Source organism: Leptospira ognonensis (genome assembly GCF_004770745.1).
In the GTDB taxonomy this organism is placed as follows: Bacteria; Spirochaetota; Leptospiria; order Leptospirales; family Leptospiraceae; genus Leptospira_A; species Leptospira_A ognonensis.
In genome coordinates, this window is record NZ_RQGD01000046.1 from 279,536 (window position 1) to 296,274 (window position 16,739).

The 16,739-nt window shown below is 40.1% G+C and carries 15 protein-coding genes; 8 read left to right on the forward strand and 7 right to left on the reverse strand.

What is annotated here, in order from left to right; translation table 11 throughout:
• Positions 1 to 6 precede the first annotated feature (6 nt).
• Positions 7 to 555: a DUF1415 domain-containing protein gene (locus EHQ58_RS17495; RefSeq protein WP_135625302.1), complete on the forward strand. Its 549-nt coding sequence runs from the start codon at positions 7 to 9 to the stop codon at positions 553 to 555.
• Between the two features lie 6 nt (positions 556 to 561).
• On the opposite strand, the gene EHQ58_RS17500 is transcribed toward EHQ58_RS17495, so the two are convergent.
• Positions 562 to 1,701, reverse strand: a complete 1,140-nt coding sequence (locus EHQ58_RS17500) for a GGDEF domain-containing protein (RefSeq protein ID WP_246047424.1) — start codon at positions 1,699 to 1,701, stop codon at positions 562 to 564.
• A gap of 290 nt (positions 1,702 to 1,991) precedes the next feature.
• Between EHQ58_RS17500 and EHQ58_RS17505 the strand changes: the two genes are divergently transcribed.
• The gene (locus tag EHQ58_RS17505; RefSeq protein WP_167883677.1) at positions 1,992 to 3,821 is read left to right on the forward strand and encodes an autotransporter outer membrane beta-barrel domain-containing protein; all 1,830 of its coding nucleotides are present in this window, start codon (positions 1,992 to 1,994) and stop codon (positions 3,819 to 3,821) included.
• Positions 3,822 to 3,839: 18 nt separating this feature from the next.
• Here EHQ58_RS17505 and EHQ58_RS17510 read toward each other — a convergent pair whose 3' ends face one another.
• Positions 3,840 to 4,226: an SPFH domain-containing protein gene (locus tag EHQ58_RS17510; RefSeq protein ID WP_135625306.1), complete on the reverse strand. Its 387-nt coding sequence runs from the start codon at positions 4,224 to 4,226 to the stop codon at positions 3,840 to 3,842.
• 365 nt (positions 4,227 to 4,591) lie between these two features.
• Here EHQ58_RS17510 and EHQ58_RS17515 point away from each other — a divergent pair, with 365 nt between their 5' ends.
• A complete protein-coding gene (locus EHQ58_RS17515) occupies positions 4,592 to 6,727 on the forward strand; it encodes a PAS domain S-box protein (RefSeq protein WP_135625307.1) in 2,136 nt (711 codons plus the stop codon).
• The gene (locus EHQ58_RS17520; RefSeq protein ID WP_135625309.1) at positions 6,728 to 7,984 is read left to right on the forward strand and encodes an ATP-binding response regulator; all 1,257 of its coding nucleotides are present in this window, start codon (positions 6,728 to 6,730) and stop codon (positions 7,982 to 7,984) included. It begins immediately after the preceding gene.
• Here the strand turns inward: EHQ58_RS17520 and EHQ58_RS17525 are convergent.
• Both EHQ58_RS17525 and EHQ58_RS17530 read right to left on the reverse strand, forming a co-directional pair.
• Positions 7,973 to 8,449, reverse strand: coding sequence for a MarR family winged helix-turn-helix transcriptional regulator (locus tag EHQ58_RS17525; RefSeq protein WP_135625311.1), 477 nt, complete (start codon positions 8,447 to 8,449; stop codon positions 7,973 to 7,975). The genes EHQ58_RS17520 and EHQ58_RS17525 overlap by 12 nt on opposite strands.
• Positions 8,427 to 8,849 carry an SRPBCC family protein gene (locus EHQ58_RS17530; RefSeq protein WP_135625313.1) on the reverse strand — a complete coding sequence of 141 codons (423 nt, stop codon included), beginning with the start codon at positions 8,847 to 8,849 and terminating at the stop codon, positions 8,427 to 8,429. The genes EHQ58_RS17525 and EHQ58_RS17530 overlap by 23 nt, the downstream gene beginning before the upstream one ends.
• A 284-nt stretch (positions 8,850 to 9,133) precedes the next feature.
• On the opposite strand from EHQ58_RS17530, the gene EHQ58_RS17535 reads away from it, so the two are divergent.
• Positions 9,134 to 10,255, forward strand: a complete 1,122-nt coding sequence (locus EHQ58_RS17535; RefSeq protein ID WP_135625315.1) for an Lsa36 family surface (lipo)protein — start codon at positions 9,134 to 9,136, stop codon at positions 10,253 to 10,255.
• 31 nt (positions 10,256 to 10,286) lie between these two features.
• Here EHQ58_RS17535 and EHQ58_RS17540 read toward each other — a convergent pair whose 3' ends face one another.
• Positions 10,287 to 11,996 carry an NHL repeat-containing protein gene (locus EHQ58_RS17540; protein WP_135625317.1) on the reverse strand — a complete coding sequence of 570 codons (1,710 nt, stop codon included), beginning with the start codon at positions 11,994 to 11,996 and terminating at the stop codon, positions 10,287 to 10,289.
• A 149-nt stretch (positions 11,997 to 12,145) separates the two neighbouring features.
• On the opposite strand from EHQ58_RS17540, the gene EHQ58_RS17545 reads away from it, so the two are divergent.
• From EHQ58_RS17545 to EHQ58_RS17555, 3 genes are all read left to right on the forward strand, one after another.
• On the forward strand, positions 12,146 to 13,261 hold the full coding sequence (locus EHQ58_RS17545; RefSeq protein ID WP_135625319.1) for an MBL fold metallo-hydrolase: 1,116 nt from the start codon (positions 12,146 to 12,148) through the stop codon (positions 13,259 to 13,261).
• A gap of 82 nt (positions 13,262 to 13,343) precedes the next feature.
• Positions 13,344 to 13,685 carry an EF-hand domain-containing protein gene (locus tag EHQ58_RS17550; RefSeq protein WP_135625321.1) on the forward strand — a complete coding sequence of 114 codons (342 nt, stop codon included), beginning with the start codon at positions 13,344 to 13,346 and terminating at the stop codon, positions 13,683 to 13,685.
• A 59-nt stretch (positions 13,686 to 13,744) separates the two neighbouring features.
• Positions 13,745 to 14,230, forward strand: coding sequence for an acyl-CoA thioesterase (locus EHQ58_RS17555; protein WP_135625323.1), 486 nt, complete (start codon positions 13,745 to 13,747; stop codon positions 14,228 to 14,230).
• A gap of 4 nt (positions 14,231 to 14,234) precedes the next feature.
• Here EHQ58_RS17555 and EHQ58_RS17560 read toward each other — a convergent pair whose 3' ends face one another.
• Together EHQ58_RS17560 and EHQ58_RS17565 are read right to left on the reverse strand one after the other, a co-directional pair.
• Complete coding sequence (locus tag EHQ58_RS17560; protein WP_135625324.1) at positions 14,235 to 14,798, reverse strand: gamma carbonic anhydrase family protein; 564 nt, start codon at positions 14,796 to 14,798, stop codon at positions 14,235 to 14,237.
• Positions 14,799 to 14,804: 6 nt separating this feature from the next.
• On the reverse strand, positions 14,805 to 16,730 hold the full coding sequence (locus EHQ58_RS17565; protein ID WP_342776267.1) for a PP2C family protein-serine/threonine phosphatase: 1,926 nt from the start codon (positions 16,728 to 16,730) through the stop codon (positions 14,805 to 14,807).
• Between the last annotated feature and the right edge of the window lie 9 nt (positions 16,731 to 16,739).

The window sequence follows — 16,739 nt, forward strand, 5'->3', positions numbered from 1 at the left end:
ACTCAAATGACGTTACCCTCACTCACAGAAGAAGAAGTCATTTCGGCCACGAAGTCTTGGTTGGAGAAATGTGTCATAGGACTCAATCTTTGTCCTTTTGCCAATCCCGTTTACATTAAGGGTCTCATACGATTTGTTGTCAGTAAAGCTAGAAGCGAAGAGGCATTGCTTGTCGACCTGCGTCTCGCCTTGGAAGAGCTTGCCCAGGCAAGTCGAGAGGATTTTGACACTACTTTGCTCATCCATCCTTATGTGCTCTCTGATTTTTACGATTATAATGATTTTTTAAATCCTGCAGAGGAGGCTCTTACTCGTCTCGCACTTGAAGGTGTATTACAGATCGCAAGTTTCCATCCGAACTATCTATTTGCTGGCAGGTCAGAAAAGGATATGAGCAATTATACGAATCGATCTCCTTATCCCATGTTGCATTTGTTACGCGAAGATAGCATTGATGAGGCTTTGGAATCTTATCCAAATACGGATGAAATCTTTAAACGTAACATCAAAACCATGCGCAAATTAGGACTAGAAGGCTGGAAGGCGCTCAAATAGACTCTGTTATGCGGTATATACTTTGTTACGTCCTCGTTTTTTAGCTTCATATAAAAACTGATCTGCTTTTTTGATCATCTCTTCGGCAAGGGCATTTTTCTCGAGCATGACGGACACTCCTGAACTTACAGTACAATGTAGGTTTTTGCCCTCGAAGGTTAAGGGCATGTTGTCTAAGGATCTACGAATTTTCTCTGCAACGACCAAGGCTCCTTCCTTGTTTGTATCTGGTAAAACGACAATGAACTCCTCTCCTCCCCACCTAGCAGGAAAATCTTGTTTACGCAGAGAATTTTGAATAACTCTTGCAAATTCCTTCAAAATCATGTCACCACAATCATGGCCGAGTGTATCATTAAAATTTTTAAAATGGTCAAGATCAAAGAGAATAAAGGAAATCGGATATTCATTGACACTTCGATACTTTCTTGCGATTTCCGTTTCTAAATTTGCCAGGAAAGCTCTGCGATTCGGAAGGCCAGTGAGGGGATCTGTCATCGCAATTGCAAGAAGACGATCATTAACATCTGTTAATGATAAAAATAATTTTGAAACAATTTGATTTACGATAAAGGCACTACCTCCAAGCAATGAAGAAGAAATGACGATGCTTAAGAAGGTAGGTTTTACCGGTGGCATCATGATGTTGATGAGAGGAAGTACTTCGTAATAGACGAGAAATCCCATGGAGCCAAATAGAAGGGTTGCAAGAAATGCATTATAGGCCCCGTAATTTCTATCCTTGGACATGCTACTGAGGGCGATGGAACCCAGATAACCCAATATGAAAAAAGAAGTGATATGTCCTGTGCCATAGGATAAGACTGTGAGCCAAATCAAATCGAAGGTTGCGGGAACGTAGCCGCTCCACCATAGATTTTTTTCTACCAAAATCTCGTATTCAATCAGAAACAACCAGATCATAGAAAACAGCAAATGGATCACGCCTATGAGGACGATCCATTTTAAATGAAAGGAGTAGAAAATCAGTACCATGACAAAGGTATAAATGCACCGAGCAAAATTTGCCGTTTGGAACTTCTCAGTTCGAGGCACCTGCGAGGAATATTTTTTAGGGATAAATTTCTGTTTGAGTATCCATTGTTTCACAAGTGTAGCTGCTCCCTCCGCTGAATTTTCGCTCATTCTACTAGATTCCCTTTAAATGTAAATGACAATCAGAGTTAAAGCGATAGCTAGAAATGAGGGTTGGGAGCCTGCTTTTTTAAGGGACCGTAGATTCGATTTTAGTAGAAAAAATACTTTGATTTTAGGGAACAAAATAAAAGACTGAAATAGTTTTCTATTTCAAATATTTGAATACGTTAAAATACGATAACCTAGTTTTGAGATATAATTTATTTATAAAAACCTTACTGTTTAATTTGCTCCTAACTTTAAGTAGCTGTTGGGCCAATCCCTTTTGGCAAAAATATTTGAATGTTGGGAAGGATAAAAAAGATAACTCTACCTTTGCGCTCGGTGGGATTCTCAGTCTTTTTGCCCCAATTGCTCAAGGAACACCCGAAACTCTCTATTCCGTTGGTGGTTCTATTTCTGGTCTCAGCGGTTCAGGTTTGAAGTTAAAAAATAATGCAGAAGAATTGGCTATCAGTACCTCGGGGAATTTTCTCTTTTCTGACTCCTTGCGAACCGGTACAACCTATTCTGTTTCCGTTTCCACACAACCTAGCAATCCGACCCAAGTTTGTAGTGTAACAAATGGAAATGGAACGATTGTTGATAAAAATATTTTAGATATATCCGTTGTATGTTCCATAAATTCTTTTACCATCGGCGGACTGGTTTCGGGACTGCTTGGAACGGGCCTCGTTTTACAAAATAATCTAGCAGATGACCTAACCATCAATGCAGATGGAAATTTTGTCTTTCCTCAAGTGATCGCGAATGCAGGAAGTTATAGCGTGTCTGTACTTGCCAATCCAGTTAGTCCCACCCAAGTCTGTTCCCCTTCAAACCAAGTCGGTACAGTCGCAGGAGCAAATGTGGAAAATGTATCCATTATCTGTTCTACAAATAGTTATACAATTTCAGGAAGCATTACGGGACTTGCAGGTTCAGGTTTGGTCCTTCGAAATAATAGTGGAGATGATCTTTCGATCTCTAATGGTGCGACAAGTTTTCTTTTTTCAACATCTGTAGCGGATGGACAGACATATAGTGTAACAGTTGCTACACAACCAACATCTTTATCTCAATCATGCAGTGTGACTTCAGGCAGTGGTACTGTATCTGGTTCAAATATCACTGGAATTTCGATTAATTGTACCACACAAAGTTTTGCTGTCGGTGGCAGTGTGACTGGCTTTGCAGGAACTGGCTTGGTATTGCAAAACAATGGGAGCAATAACTTACCCATATCAACCGATGGCTCCTTTACATTTTCAACTTCGCTGATAGATGGATCGGCCTACAGCGTAACGGTCAGCTCGCAACCGACAGGAACATCGAAAGCATGTAGCGTATTCCAAGGTTCAGGTAATCTCTCCAATGGAAATGTAACGAATGTTTCTGTCACATGTCTGGAACCGACAGAAATTAGCCAACTGGAACTCTGGTTAAAAGCAGATGCTCTGCCACTCAGCAATGGCGCCAGTGTATCTGCTTGGAATTCTAGTTTCGGATCCTTCGATGCGACCCAAGGTACGGGGGCAAACCAACCGACTTTCAATACAGGTTTCATCAATGGTTTGCCTGGTGTTTCCTTTGATGGAATCAATGATTATCTGCAAGGACCAGGTTTTACGGTTTCAAATAATACAATCTTTATCGTAGGCGCTTTTTACCAGCAAACAGCAGGGAATAATGGAATTTTCTCTTTTTTTCCGGCAAGCGGAAATGATTTTAATAATAATGATGGATTTGCAATTACTTATAAAGACAACTCTGCCACTTTGAAACCAAAATATGAGAGACAAGTCGGTACAGACGTTTTTCTCCTAGAATCCAACACCACGGCGGGAGTACACTTGCTCAGTTTCAATTTCGGAAGTGGCACAGGCAATATCTATGTCGATGGCAATGTTACGTTTTCAGACACCTTCTCGCCCATCTCACCTAGCGTTATGCCCTCGACTTATGTCATAGGCGCAAGACCAGCTGTCGGAGGTTTTTATGGCAGAACGGATTTTGCAGAGATCATCATCTATTCATCCAAGCTCAGCAATGCAGATCGAGAAAAAGTAGAATGTTATCTGAAAGCAAAATACAATCTAACATTCGTTAGTAATGCATCCTGCTCTTAAATTCTCAGCAGCAACTGTTTATTTCCGTTTGCCAGCTTCGAGCACAGGTAGTCCCGCTTCCGTAGGTATATAATAGACTTCCTTTTCAGCATTGATCTGTTGGATCCAGAGGTATCTCAGGTAGGATTCATTGTTTTTTAGTGACTCGCCTAAAATGCGATTGGCTCTTGCGGTGGCTTCAGCACGAACAACTTCTGCTTCTCCTAACATTTTTGCCGAATCCAGCTTGGCCTGTGCCTCCAGAACGGCAATCCTTCTTGAGGACTCAGCTTCCGCTAGCTTTGCCTTTCCTTCTTGTTCTGCTATCATCACCGAAACGCTGGGAATGAACAAGGCAACCAGACTGCAGTTAGAAAACAAGAGGGATAATCCAAAAATCAAGATCAATTTTAAAAATGGTGTCATGTGTCGATTTCCTTGTCAGGCAAGGTGGCATAAAAATTTTCGCTGTATACTCGTTTTCTCTCTGAAAAAAGCAAAATTTTGGCTCGGAGGAGTTGACCCCATTTTGTCGAGTATGCCAATCATTATAACAAATCGATTACAAATTTCTCTATACATAAATATATAGATATCGTAAATCGTAAATACACAAATGATTCAAAGTATAGATGAATGATATTGAAGATAACTAGGTGACTTAAGGGGAGAATTAGAACAAAAACGTACAAAACGTACCCATTATCTCAAGCTTTCTTTATAAATGAGTACAAAATTAAAAAAAGTTCTGGATTTAAAATTTCAATTTCGGTACATACGTACCTGGCTTTATGAAAGATCGTCGCTTAGAACAGGTATGGGAGGGGGGGAATCTCGCATTAGAATCTTTGCCAGTCGCGATTTTTTGGATCACGCCTGATGGATACATTCACTCCGTCACACAGCGCGCGAGAGTGCTGATGAGCCAAACGGATGCGGACCTTTCTAAAATCAGATTAGACGAGTTCGTTCGTTTCGAATCGAAACAAGATTACCATACATTTTTCAAAATGATCCTAGAGGGAAAGGAACCAGAATCCTGTCATGTCGCCTGGAACCTGATAGGTGGTCAGGTGGTATCCTTACTTTTAAGAGGAAACATATCGATAGAAAACGGATTGGTGCAAATCGTCGCCTGTGAGATAACAGGCGAGGGCCCTGACACCGCTTTCAAAACCAATTATGAGTTGCTCAAAGATGTCGCAAAAATTGGCCAATGGGAAGTGGACCATAGGGATGGATCCTTATTTTGGTGTAGGAAAACCTATGAAATTTTTGAGATTGATCCTAACGAAATCCATTTGGATCTAGATTTTTTTACCACTCGCGTCCATCCTGATGACCGCGATATGGTCATGCAGACCTACCTTGTCTCCCGGCAAAATCAAACACCTTACGAACTCGACCACCGCATTCTTGTCGGAGAAAAGAAAATCAAGTGGGTGAGAGAAACCTGCCAATGGTCCTATGATGAAAACGGAAATTCGATCCGCAGTCTGGGAACCTGCCAAGACATCACGAGCCAAAAACAATTGGAAAGCCAATTGCAATCCACAGAGGCAAATTACTATCTATTGGTTGAAAACACCTCCACTCTTGTTTGGAGCTGTGATTTAGAATATCGTTTTACCTATCTGAATCCCGCCTGGGAAAAAATTCTCGGATACACCAGGGAAGAAATGATGGATCGGTCTCATTCAGATTTCAAACCAAGCGAGGTTTTGGTACGAGATCAAGAAGCCATTGAGAAATTCAGTCGTGACAAGGTAGTCGTTTCGGATGCTTATGAAACCATATTTTTAACAAAGCAGGGACAACGTCGATATATCGAATTTCATACTACTCCCATCTTCGATGCTGGTGGTGAAATCATAGGAACGCACGGTACAGCGCTTGATATCACTGACAGGAGGCTCGCCGAAATCAAACTTGAGGAATCTTTTTTTGAGTTAGAACAGGTACAGTCAGCCATTGACCAGCATGCCATCGTTGCCATGACAGATCTATCAGGTAAAATAATTTATGCGAACCAAAGATTTTGTGAAATCAGTCAGTATTCCCGGCACGATCTACTTGGTAACAATCATCGTATCATCAATTCTGGCCACCATGGCCCCGAGTTTTTTAAGAGCATGTACCAAACCATTAAGAATGGGAATACCTGGCATGGAGAAATCAAAAATCGAGCAAAGGATGGAACCCATTACTGGGTTTCGACGACAATCTCTCCTTTAAAAAATGCACAAGGAGAGATTGATAGGTATCTTGCGATTCGAACCGACATAACGGCGATTAAAGAAGCAGAGGAAAAAATTCAAAAACTTTTAAGTGAGAAAGAAATTATTTTGATAGAGGTACACCACCGTATCAAAAATAATATGAATACGATTTACAGTTTGCTCAGGCTTGAGGCTACCTTGCAGGCTGATTCCACTCAGGAAACAATCCTTGTGGATGCTTCCAATCGTGTGAAAAGCATGTTGCTTTTGTATGATAAGTTGTATCGTTCCGAACGTACGGATAAATTGTTGATCAGTGTATATTTCCCCGCTTTAATTGCAGAAATCCTAAAGATTTTTCCAAGCAAGATCAAAATTGAAACAATGGTCGAAGTGGATTCCCTCTTACTCGATCCCACCAAAATTTCCTCACTGGGCATCATCCTCAATGAGCTCATCACAAATTCTATGAAATATTCCTTCGAGGGAAGGCGTTCTGGTAAAATCTCCTTCTCGGCAAAGGAGAAAGAGGGATACTTACATATTGAATATTCAGATGATGGCATTTCCATGGATCCAAATGTTGATCTCGAACATTCCGTTGGCTTTGGACTCAATCTCATTAGCATGATGATACGCCAGCTCAAGGGAAAAGTGACCTTAAATCGGATCTCTGGAAATCAATTCTATATTGAGGTTCCTATATAAATGTCTCCCGTTCATAATGAAAAACGAATCCTCTTTGCAGAGGATGATCTCATATCCGCCAAGCTATTAATTCATTCTTTAGTTTCCTTAGGTTTCCAAGTGACCCATGTTGAAAATGGCAGACAAGCTATAGAAGCTTATAACTTAAATCCTTATCCTATTGTCTTAACGGATTATGATATGCCGGAGATGAATGGAAGCCAGCTCATCGATTTTCTGAAAGAAGGCGAAGAAGAACCTCTCATCATCGTGCTCACAAGCCATTCAGAATCATCTCTCATCATTGAGATTATGAAAAAAGGGATTCACGATTACATCACAAAACCCATTGAAACAGAAGAGCTGGCATTAAAACTAAATCGAGCTTTTGAAATGCACTCCATGAAAAGACTTGACCGGATCACCAAACGAGAACGAGAGCTTAGACTCGAAGGTCACCTTGACTGGGTTCAATGGAAGGAGAGAAGTGGAGGCACGGGAAAGCTTAAGAATATAAACCAAACCTTATTTGAAAGTTTAAAAACCAGTTTCAATCAAGGTGCCGGATTTGGGGCGCTCGTGACTCTATTAAAAATGATTTCTGATTTTTCCACGAGAGAAGGCGATTTTTTTAAAATCGAAGCATCTTTTATGGAATTGATACAAACAAATACGGAGATGGCAGAAAAAGCTCTGGATACCTTTTCAGAAATCGAAACGATTTTAAACGGGAATATCGATCTAGAAAGAGTTTCCGTTGGAGTGATCTACGAAGATTGCAAAAATATTTTAGTCGAACTCTCAAAGATAGCTGGCATCAAAAACCAAACAATTTTCCTAAGCGAAAAAAAGGCGACCTTCGATAGTTTTAATGTCAACATACACAGAAACTTATTGAAGAATACAATCACAGAAATTTTAACCAATGCCTGTAAGTTTTCAGTTGCTGAGACAGCCATCCATATCTTAATTTATATCGAATCTGGAAACCTTGTTATCGCCGTTTATAATACACCAGTCGCTACGGCTGATCGTATTGAAGGCATTCCCCTTCCTTATGAAAACTTAGTTTTTGAGCCTTTCTATCGTCTCACTCGTTTTGTATATGACGAATACAAGACTTTGGACTTTGGATTAGGTCTAACAAAAGCAGATGCGGTCATTAAAAGATTTCAAGGAAAAATAGAGATTAAAAATATTATCGATCATTTAAATTTGAAAGAAAAGCCTACGACAAAAGTCATCTGTAAGGTGAGCTTGCCGATCTTAGCTTCTTGATAGCAACATTTGAAGTTTCAAATTTAAGTCCTGTTTTGCTGGGCCTAGAACCGAAAAAAAATCATGATCAAAAGACTCGATCTTCTTGATAGCTACTTTGGTAATTTTTTCTCCACCTGTGGTCAAACGAACTGATTTTGCGCGGGTATCTGTACTGTGCTCGCGTCGATCCACATATCCTTTTTGCATCAAAGTTCGAATGACTGTCGAAGTTGTCATCGGATCAATTTTGGTATGATCGGATAATAAGACTTGCGTGACTTCCTTTTGCTGTAGGCTCAACCACAAGATACTGGCGAGTAAAACAAACTGAGAATGTGTTAAGGCAAGCGGCTCGAGCGTGTTTCGAATCTCTCTTTGCCAAAGACTTGTCACCTGCCAGAGTAAAAAACCAGAACTATCCTCTGCCTTCTCGACACTAAAGTCGCCACTTGCTTTTATATTAACTGATTTTTTTTGCTTCATGGATCTGCGTTTTTACATCTTCAGGTAGATGTCTTACGATATCTTTCATGACGATCTGGTTCCATAGAAATGCAAGCGGTCCAGAAATGGACATGGTGATCGTAATCTTTAATCCCTCAGGAGTATTTTCATAAAAATGTTCCCCGTACATTTTTGCCAAAGGAAATTTTGTAAAATCCTTAAAATAAGATTTCGGTTTCACATCGATCAATTGGATTTTCACGTCGGGACCACCAGACGGACGTATCATAAAAAAATTTCCTGCCTCAAAAGCATCTTTCATTTCTGATTTTTCGAGAGTGACATCCCAGTTTTTCCATTGGTTCACATCAGTCATCAAAGTCCAGATTTGATTTTGTGTGATCTCTTTTGTGGTGTAAGTATAAGTGTTCATTATCATAAGCATTCCTATTATATGTATATATATAGTATGTGTACATATTAAATCAAGAATTAAAAAAATTTACATCGCGAAAATGAAAAGCTCGCTCAGAAGTTTGTGAACCATGTCTTTGATACTTGTATTATGTGTGTCAAATATGTCCAGTTAGGCAAATTTTGAGACCTCTTTTGTCGTAGGGGTTTAGTACATACCCGTTAAAAATGGAGAGAATTTATTTAGAAACTGAATTTCCGTGTGAAAATGAACGATTTGAACTGTTGAGAGTATCGAAGGATGAATCAATGAAGAAACTAATTCTCTTTGCATTTGCAATGACTGTCTGGATTATTCCGCGTGAAAACTTGCATGCTCAATTTACCTGCACGGGTAGCGCTTGCAATTTACTGCCGACAGGACTTACGAATTCTTATAATACGACGTATTATAATATTCAAAAAAATTATTTAAATGAAGTGATGAAAACGAATACAGAGGCAGGCTTTTTAGCAAATATTGGTACTTCGAATGTTGGAACTGGAACTGTACGTCGCATTCAATTCGGTGCCAATCTTTCTGCCGCTGGATATAAAAAAGAAGATATTACCATCCAAGAACCAAATTTAAAATTACCAAAACTTCCTAATGTGGGAGGATCAGCCATTCCTAACATCACCATTGATTTGAATCCAGGCTGGATTTTAGGATTCGATGAACACCATTGGAGCCGCCGTTTTGGAATTTTTTTGCACGGAATGAACGGAGTCGTTCCACAAAAAACTTTGGATACTCTAGCAGACAGTAAGAGTTATGATAGCCGGATCGCTATTAAGAGTTATGGGGGAATGCTCAGATTTCAAGCAATCGAAAAGATCGGGTTTTTAAAGAATATGTTCACTTGGAATGGGATCAATGTTGGTATCGGTCACCATAGGATGGAGGAGAATTTTTCTTTAGTATATAAAGAGGGATCCGCATCCACATTCCAAACTAATTTAATCACCGCTAAATGGGGAGGAGATACAAACTTTGCCTATAAAACAAATATTAGAACCACTCATGCTGATATTCGAACCGGAATCGGAATATTCTGGTTTTTGAATGTGATTGTTGGTGGAGGTTATAGCTGGAATACAGGAGAAAGCTCCATTTCTCTCGCGCGAGTTGGTGTATTTTCCATCCAACCGAGTTCGGATATCAATATCCCGAGGCAATACCAAAATATATTGGATACCACTCTCCTCTCCACAAGTACAAATGGCGTTCTCGGATTAACGGTGAGCGGAAATTCTAGCACGCGCAGAAGTATTGGCTACGGGATCGTCGGTCTCGAAGCAGATGTATATCTTTTGAAGATCATCGTGGAAGGGCTGTACGGTGGACCGGATTTATACTCGGCAAACGTCGGAGCGAAAATTTCATTTTAGCAAGTGGTTGCTTGCGATTTTGAAAGATCCTTCAATTGATTTTGCGTATTACGTGATTGCCGCGGTCCATCACATAGACTGCGGAGCCATCACTCGTGAGGCCTCTTGGGTTATTAAACCGAGCAGAAGTGGAAGTTCCCGAATTGACATAACCAGAAGTTCCATCTCCTGCCAATGTCGACACCACAGCCCCTGGAACGGTGATCTTACGCAGTTGGTCTGTTCCTTCCTGCACCACGAATAGACTTGCGCCATCGGTAGTGATTCCATCAGGGCTATTGAATTGGGCACCCGTGCCTGTGCCATCTACATTGCCTGAGGTGGCGCTTGTCCCAGCAAACGTAGAAACAGTCCAAGTGCCAATCGTGGTTTTTTTGATGGTATGATCGGAAAAGTCCGAGATATAGATGTCGGTTCCAAGTAAGATGATGCCTCGTGGGCCACTCAACCCAGAATTGATAACGGTTGTTACGGTATAGGGTGAGGAGAGACTCATTTGTACGAGTCGTCTTGGAGAGGATCCACCATCTGTAATATATAAATTATTATTGTAGATCGTCATTCCACGTGGCGTCGTGATGCCGCCTGTGTTCATAGTGGTGACGATGCCAGTGGTGATCTCGACCCTGCGGATCGCATTGTTACCATCATCGGATACGTAAACATAGACGCCATCAGTTGTCACACCACGGGGTGTGTCAAATTGAGCGGATGTTCCCGTTGCGTCAAAATTTCCTTGGCTTGAGCCTGCAAGAGTGGTAGTCGCTCCCGTGGCGATGACCACCTTTCGAATCTTATGATTGTCCCGATCTGCAATGTAGAGATTGTATCCATCCGTTGTGATGGCGGACGGTGCATTGAATCTTACATTCGATACAATCGTTGAGTCAACATAACCGCTGCTACCTGTACAGCAAGCGGGTCCCACAAATGTTGACACACCTCCTGCACCAAGCGTTGGCAAAGCATTCATGATCGTGCCGCTCGAGAGTGCACCATTACTATTTCCCGTGCAAGTCACGAGTACGCTTGTAACATTTGCAGAACTTACAGTGCCAGTCGGAGAGCTGACAATACAGTTCTGACCTGAAGGTTGCGTAAGAACAGAAACCGAATACGTGCCACCAGAGGCGATGGAACTGGAAAAGGTAAAGCTGCCATTCGACGTTAAGGAAAGATTATCCGCTCCATTATTTTGTAATACGACAGTAGAAGGACCAAGTTGCGTGAGCGTCCCGCCAATCGTGTAGGTTGGCACGGCAGAGGCATTCAAAGTCATGCTGATGCTTCTGGACAATCCATTATAATTGGAATCAATGCTAGTTGTCGCAATAGATAGCGTATCCGTATCATTTGCGTTAGATAACATCGTTAATGTTAAACTTTGTAAAGTTCCATAATTGGAAGTAGTAAAAGTAAGGTTGACAGGTGAGGTAGTGCTGCCATTTGCACGCACTTTGCTGCCATTAAAGGAAAACGCAATGGTAACATCGGTGGAAGGCTGGCTAGCAAGACGGATGGAAAAATTTGTATTCGTTCCATGAGTCAAACTCAAAGAACTGGCACTGATTTGGATGCCAGAAGATCCAACCACACTGATGGAAACTGTACTTGAAGTCGCCGTTGTGGAATTTGCTAAAAACGATAGGAGCGAAAGCTTATCATCCACGGCGACTTGTTTGCAGGAAAAACAAACAAGGATCATGGAAGAGAGGAAGCTGAGATATACATTCGTTTTCATAAATTTTAGTATTTTTCTTCTCTCATTATCTTATCGGATGCAGAAGGTTCAATGCAAAATTTCGATTCTTAAGCCTCGAAAAAAGTACAATTTTCTCCTTCCTATGCCAGTCAAACTCTACGTACAAATCCACACGTTTCGGAGCTTTCATGCGCACCAAGGCCTGCCTTCTCATATTTTATAACATTTGTCTCTTCTCATTCTTTCTCCAATGTTCCGCTTTTGGTAAAGATCCGAATGGCTCCCATCTGGAAAAAATCCAGAAATCAACTCATTATGACAAGGAGAGGGAGCAATTTGTAAATCGGCGCCCGGACATCTTAGAGAAGATGCGTGAAAACCAAAATATGTTCACGCTTATGGTACGCTTCTTATTTGGTGGAGATGAAAACCAAAGGCCAAAGGAAAAGCTACCGGAACTAAAACCCGACCTCGTAGAATTTTTAAAAAAAGAAAAGGGGATGAAATTCATTTGGTTTGGGCATTCTACCTTTCTTTTGAATCTGGAAGGCAAAATTATTCTGTTTGACCCTGTCTTTTCGGCTTCTGCGGCTCCTTATAGTTTTATGGTCAAACGATTCCAAGATGCCGTCTTAAAGCTCGAGGAGATGCCACCTGTGGATTACATCATTTTATCACACGACCATTATGATCATTTGGATATGGAAACCGTAAAATTCTTTAAGACGAAAACGACGAAGTTCATCACTCCCCTAGGAGTCATTTCTCACTTGAAAGAGTGGGGAATCCCTGATGATCGACTAACAGAACTAGATTGGTGGGATTCCCTTCAAATCGATGACATTGAAATTGTATGTACACCTGCGCAGCATTTCTCGGGTAGGAAAGGGTTCAACGCAAATCAGACTTTGTGGGGTTCATGGGTATTGATCGGAAAAACAGAACGAATGTATTTTAGTGGTGATTCTGGTTATGACGAACATTTTAAAAAGATAGGAGATACATACGGCCCTTTTGATATCACGTTCATTGAAAATGGCCAGTACAATGAAAACTGGCGAGCCGTCCATGTATTGCCCGAGGAGACAGCACAGGCATTCTTAGATTTACGCGGGAAACAATTAGTACCTGTTCATTGGGGAATGTTTGATCTTTCCCTACATAGTTGGTATGAGCCCATCGAAAAACTTGAGGAACAATCCATTAAACACAACATTAAGTTGTTAACACCAAAGTTTGGGCAGCTAGTAAAATCTAAGGAAGAAACTCTTTGGGAAAGATGGTGGAAAAAATTCATTCCTTAGGTTGCCACAGATTTCCAATGAGGGACATACTCCACTTGACATGTCATTTTTTCTAAAGTATAGTTTTGCTAGAGGGTCAAATATGTATAAAATTTTCAGTTTCATGGTAAGCCTATTGTTCTTAGTTACTACGAGTGTTTCTGCTCATGATCATGAGGGAATGGGAATGGGCAAAGGTGGTCATTTTAAAAAGATGGATGCCAATGGAGACAGCAAAGTTTCTAAAGAAGAATGGCAAAAATTTCATGATACTCATTTTACGGAACTCGATAAAGATGCAGATGGTTCTGTGACTATGGATGAAATGAAAGCCTTCCATGAACAAAAAAAGTCCGAAAAAGAAGATAAAAAAGAGGACAAAAAAGCAGCAAAAGAGGCCAAAAAACAGGCCAAGAAAGAAGAGAAAAGTTCAAGTAAGAAATGAGATAAATCAGAATCAGAGCCAATGACAGTAAAATTATATTTGTCATTGGTGGCATTATCATGAAAGCAAAATCCCCCAAAGAATCTGCTGTAGAAACTCGCCATATCGTTTTGCCCGATGATGCCAACCATTACGGTACAGCCTTCGGTGGTGCGATCATGTCTTGGATCGATTTGATTGCCGTGATGGCAGCACAACGACATTCAGAAAAAGAGTCCGTGACTGTCAGCATAGATCGGGTGAACTTTATCTCGCCAATCCAAATTGGAGATCATGTCCATCTACTAGCTATGGTTAATTATGTGGGCAGAACATCCATGGAAATCGGAGTGCAGGTTAATCGCGAAAATCCGTATACAGGAGAAAGTGTAAGAGCTACGACTGCTTACCTTTCCTTTGTTGCTCTAGATGAAAACAAAAGACCCACCGCAGTTCCCGAATTAATTTTAGAAAGTGAAACTGAGATTAGACGATTCAATGAAGGCAAACTTCGAATCGAAAATGCAAGAGACTTTGCAAAAAAAATTAAGGAAGGAAGAAAGTAAAAAATTAAATATTCAGATCATTCAGAATTTGTTTCGCATCTAAGACAAAGTTTTTTTCTTCTTCTTCTGTAAACGGTTTAAAAATCCCTTCTTGAAATCGCATGGCGAGATGTGCGTACTCAATACAGCCAGCAACGGTGAGTTCCGGTTTTGCCTTTCCTTCATAGATTTTAATGTCTCCGTTACTCGGGACTACGAGAGATCTAGGAGGAATTTTTTTCCCCCCTCGTACCAAACAACCGGCAGCAATTTGGCATCCATCGCCAATGATCGCCTTATCCAAAATTATGGATCCAATTCCAATGAGAACGCCTCTACCGATGGTACAACCATGTATCATTGCATTATGGCCAACAAGAGTCCATGCTCCTAGACTGATAGGTGATTTAGAATCTGTGTGAAGGGTCGAATTGTCCTGAATGTTCACATAATCACCTAAGGTGATCGTATTCATGTCCGCGCGAATTACAGCACCTGGCCAGATTGAGACAGAATTTCCATAAGTGATCATCCCGAAGGCAGTTGCCTTTTCGTGAAGGAAAGGTGTATCAAACTTTGGTAAATTCATATTTAGTTATTGAAACCTGCCGATTTCGCATCCTACGATCGTAATGTCATCTTGATGGGTATTGTACTTTGTGAAATGATTTAATTTTTGGAGGAGAGTCTTGATACTTTCAGCAAGTGTCAATCTATCGGATTCAATAAAATGTTCGTAGACTCTATCCTCTCCAAAAATTTCTCTCTCCGAATCAAATTGTTCAAAAATTCCATCTGTATATAAATAGATTCGGTCTCCTTCTTCTATATACATCTCCACTGATCTGTAGGAAGCATGATCTACAAGTCCAATGATACGCCCAGTTCTCGATAATAATTTTTTCTCTCCCACACGAACATGTATTTGATCAGGATGGCCGGCAGAAGCAAACAGAAGTTTGCCTTTCTTCAAATCGATATCGCATACAGCACAGGAAAAGATGGTTTGGACATTGCTATATTTATTAAAAAATATCTGGTTCAGGTGAAATATGAGATCATTAGGATGATCGTACATAACCTTTAAGGATTCGTATTCAGCCTTTATGGCCATGGTTATCAAGGCTGCTTGGATGCCATGACCAGTGGCATCTGCAACGAAAATCCGGTAATGGTCGGGTGTGACTTGCGTCATATCGTAAAAATCACCTCCAACTTCACTCATTGATTGATAAAAGGATTCGAATTTGATACGCTCATCATTGGTTCTGATTTCCGAAAAAAATGTCTGTTGGATCTTCTTTGCAACGTTCAAATCCTTACGAATATTGAATAAAGATTCATCCAAAATTTTAGTTCGTTCACTAACTTTGTCTTCTAAATGTAAGAGAGCATCTTCTTGAATTTTTACTTTCTCTTCCTTTAGTTGATTGATTTTATTTGCTAGAGCAAGAGAGAGGATGCCTGCTTCCAAGGTTGAGCCGATTTGATTGGAATAGATGGTTACGATATTTGCAGGAATGAGACCGTTTTGCATCAAGGTAAAAAGTAAAATTCCAAATAATAAGGTAGTCCAACCCAATAAAAATAGTTTTGCCTGACGATTACCGTTATAAAAATTTATCAATGCTATGATGAATATTGAAAATACAAACACCTGTGCAATGAAGTTACTTAGCCTAACAAGAATACCTAAATCTAATATATAAATGGGAAATATCAAATAAGTAAATGTGAGAATGATAAAAACATTTAGAACTCGATTTGATTTTGGATTCAACTCTTTAAGATTTAATGTGTTTTTTGCGAATAGCCAACCAAAACAAGCAGATAGACACAAAATCATGCTACCGATGCGATTGTGTAAATAAGGAGAATGTTGAGTGATATGCTGGTTTAATATTCCATTCAAATAGACCTGAAGCGCTAAATTAAAAAAAATAGAAAGTGAATAAAGAATGTATGCCTTGTCTCTCAAAATTAAGTAAATGAATAAATTATAAACGACCATAATTAATATGGTTCCGTAGAAAAATCCAAGGATTATATTTTCGAAACTCTCCTTCAAATAAAATCCTTCTTTGGTATAAAATCTGAACGTATAACTTGTATTTGATGAAGTTTTGGTTTCAAGTATAAAAGTTTTTGAAGTTCCCTGTGGCCAATCCAATGTGAAGGCAACATTTTTTGAAAACACATCCCACTCAGCGTGCGGAAGAAAGTCTCCTCCTACTTTGAGTGGAACGATATTGCCCGATTCAAACAAAACAGCCTCATCAATATTTGAGTTTCCGAGATCGAGAATGATTTTTGAATTGGATGTTGGATTTAATCCTTCTAATTTGATAAAAATCGGATCAGATTGAAATCCCAGAGACATACTATTGTTCTTAGATTCGGTATAAGGAATCTTTTTATTGGAAGGGATTACTAGGTCTTCGATTGCATATGCCGAATGAGATATCTTTATATAACTTAGTTTTAGCGGTGTGAAGCTATCTGCCTTTATGAGTTTCTGCAATTCCGGATT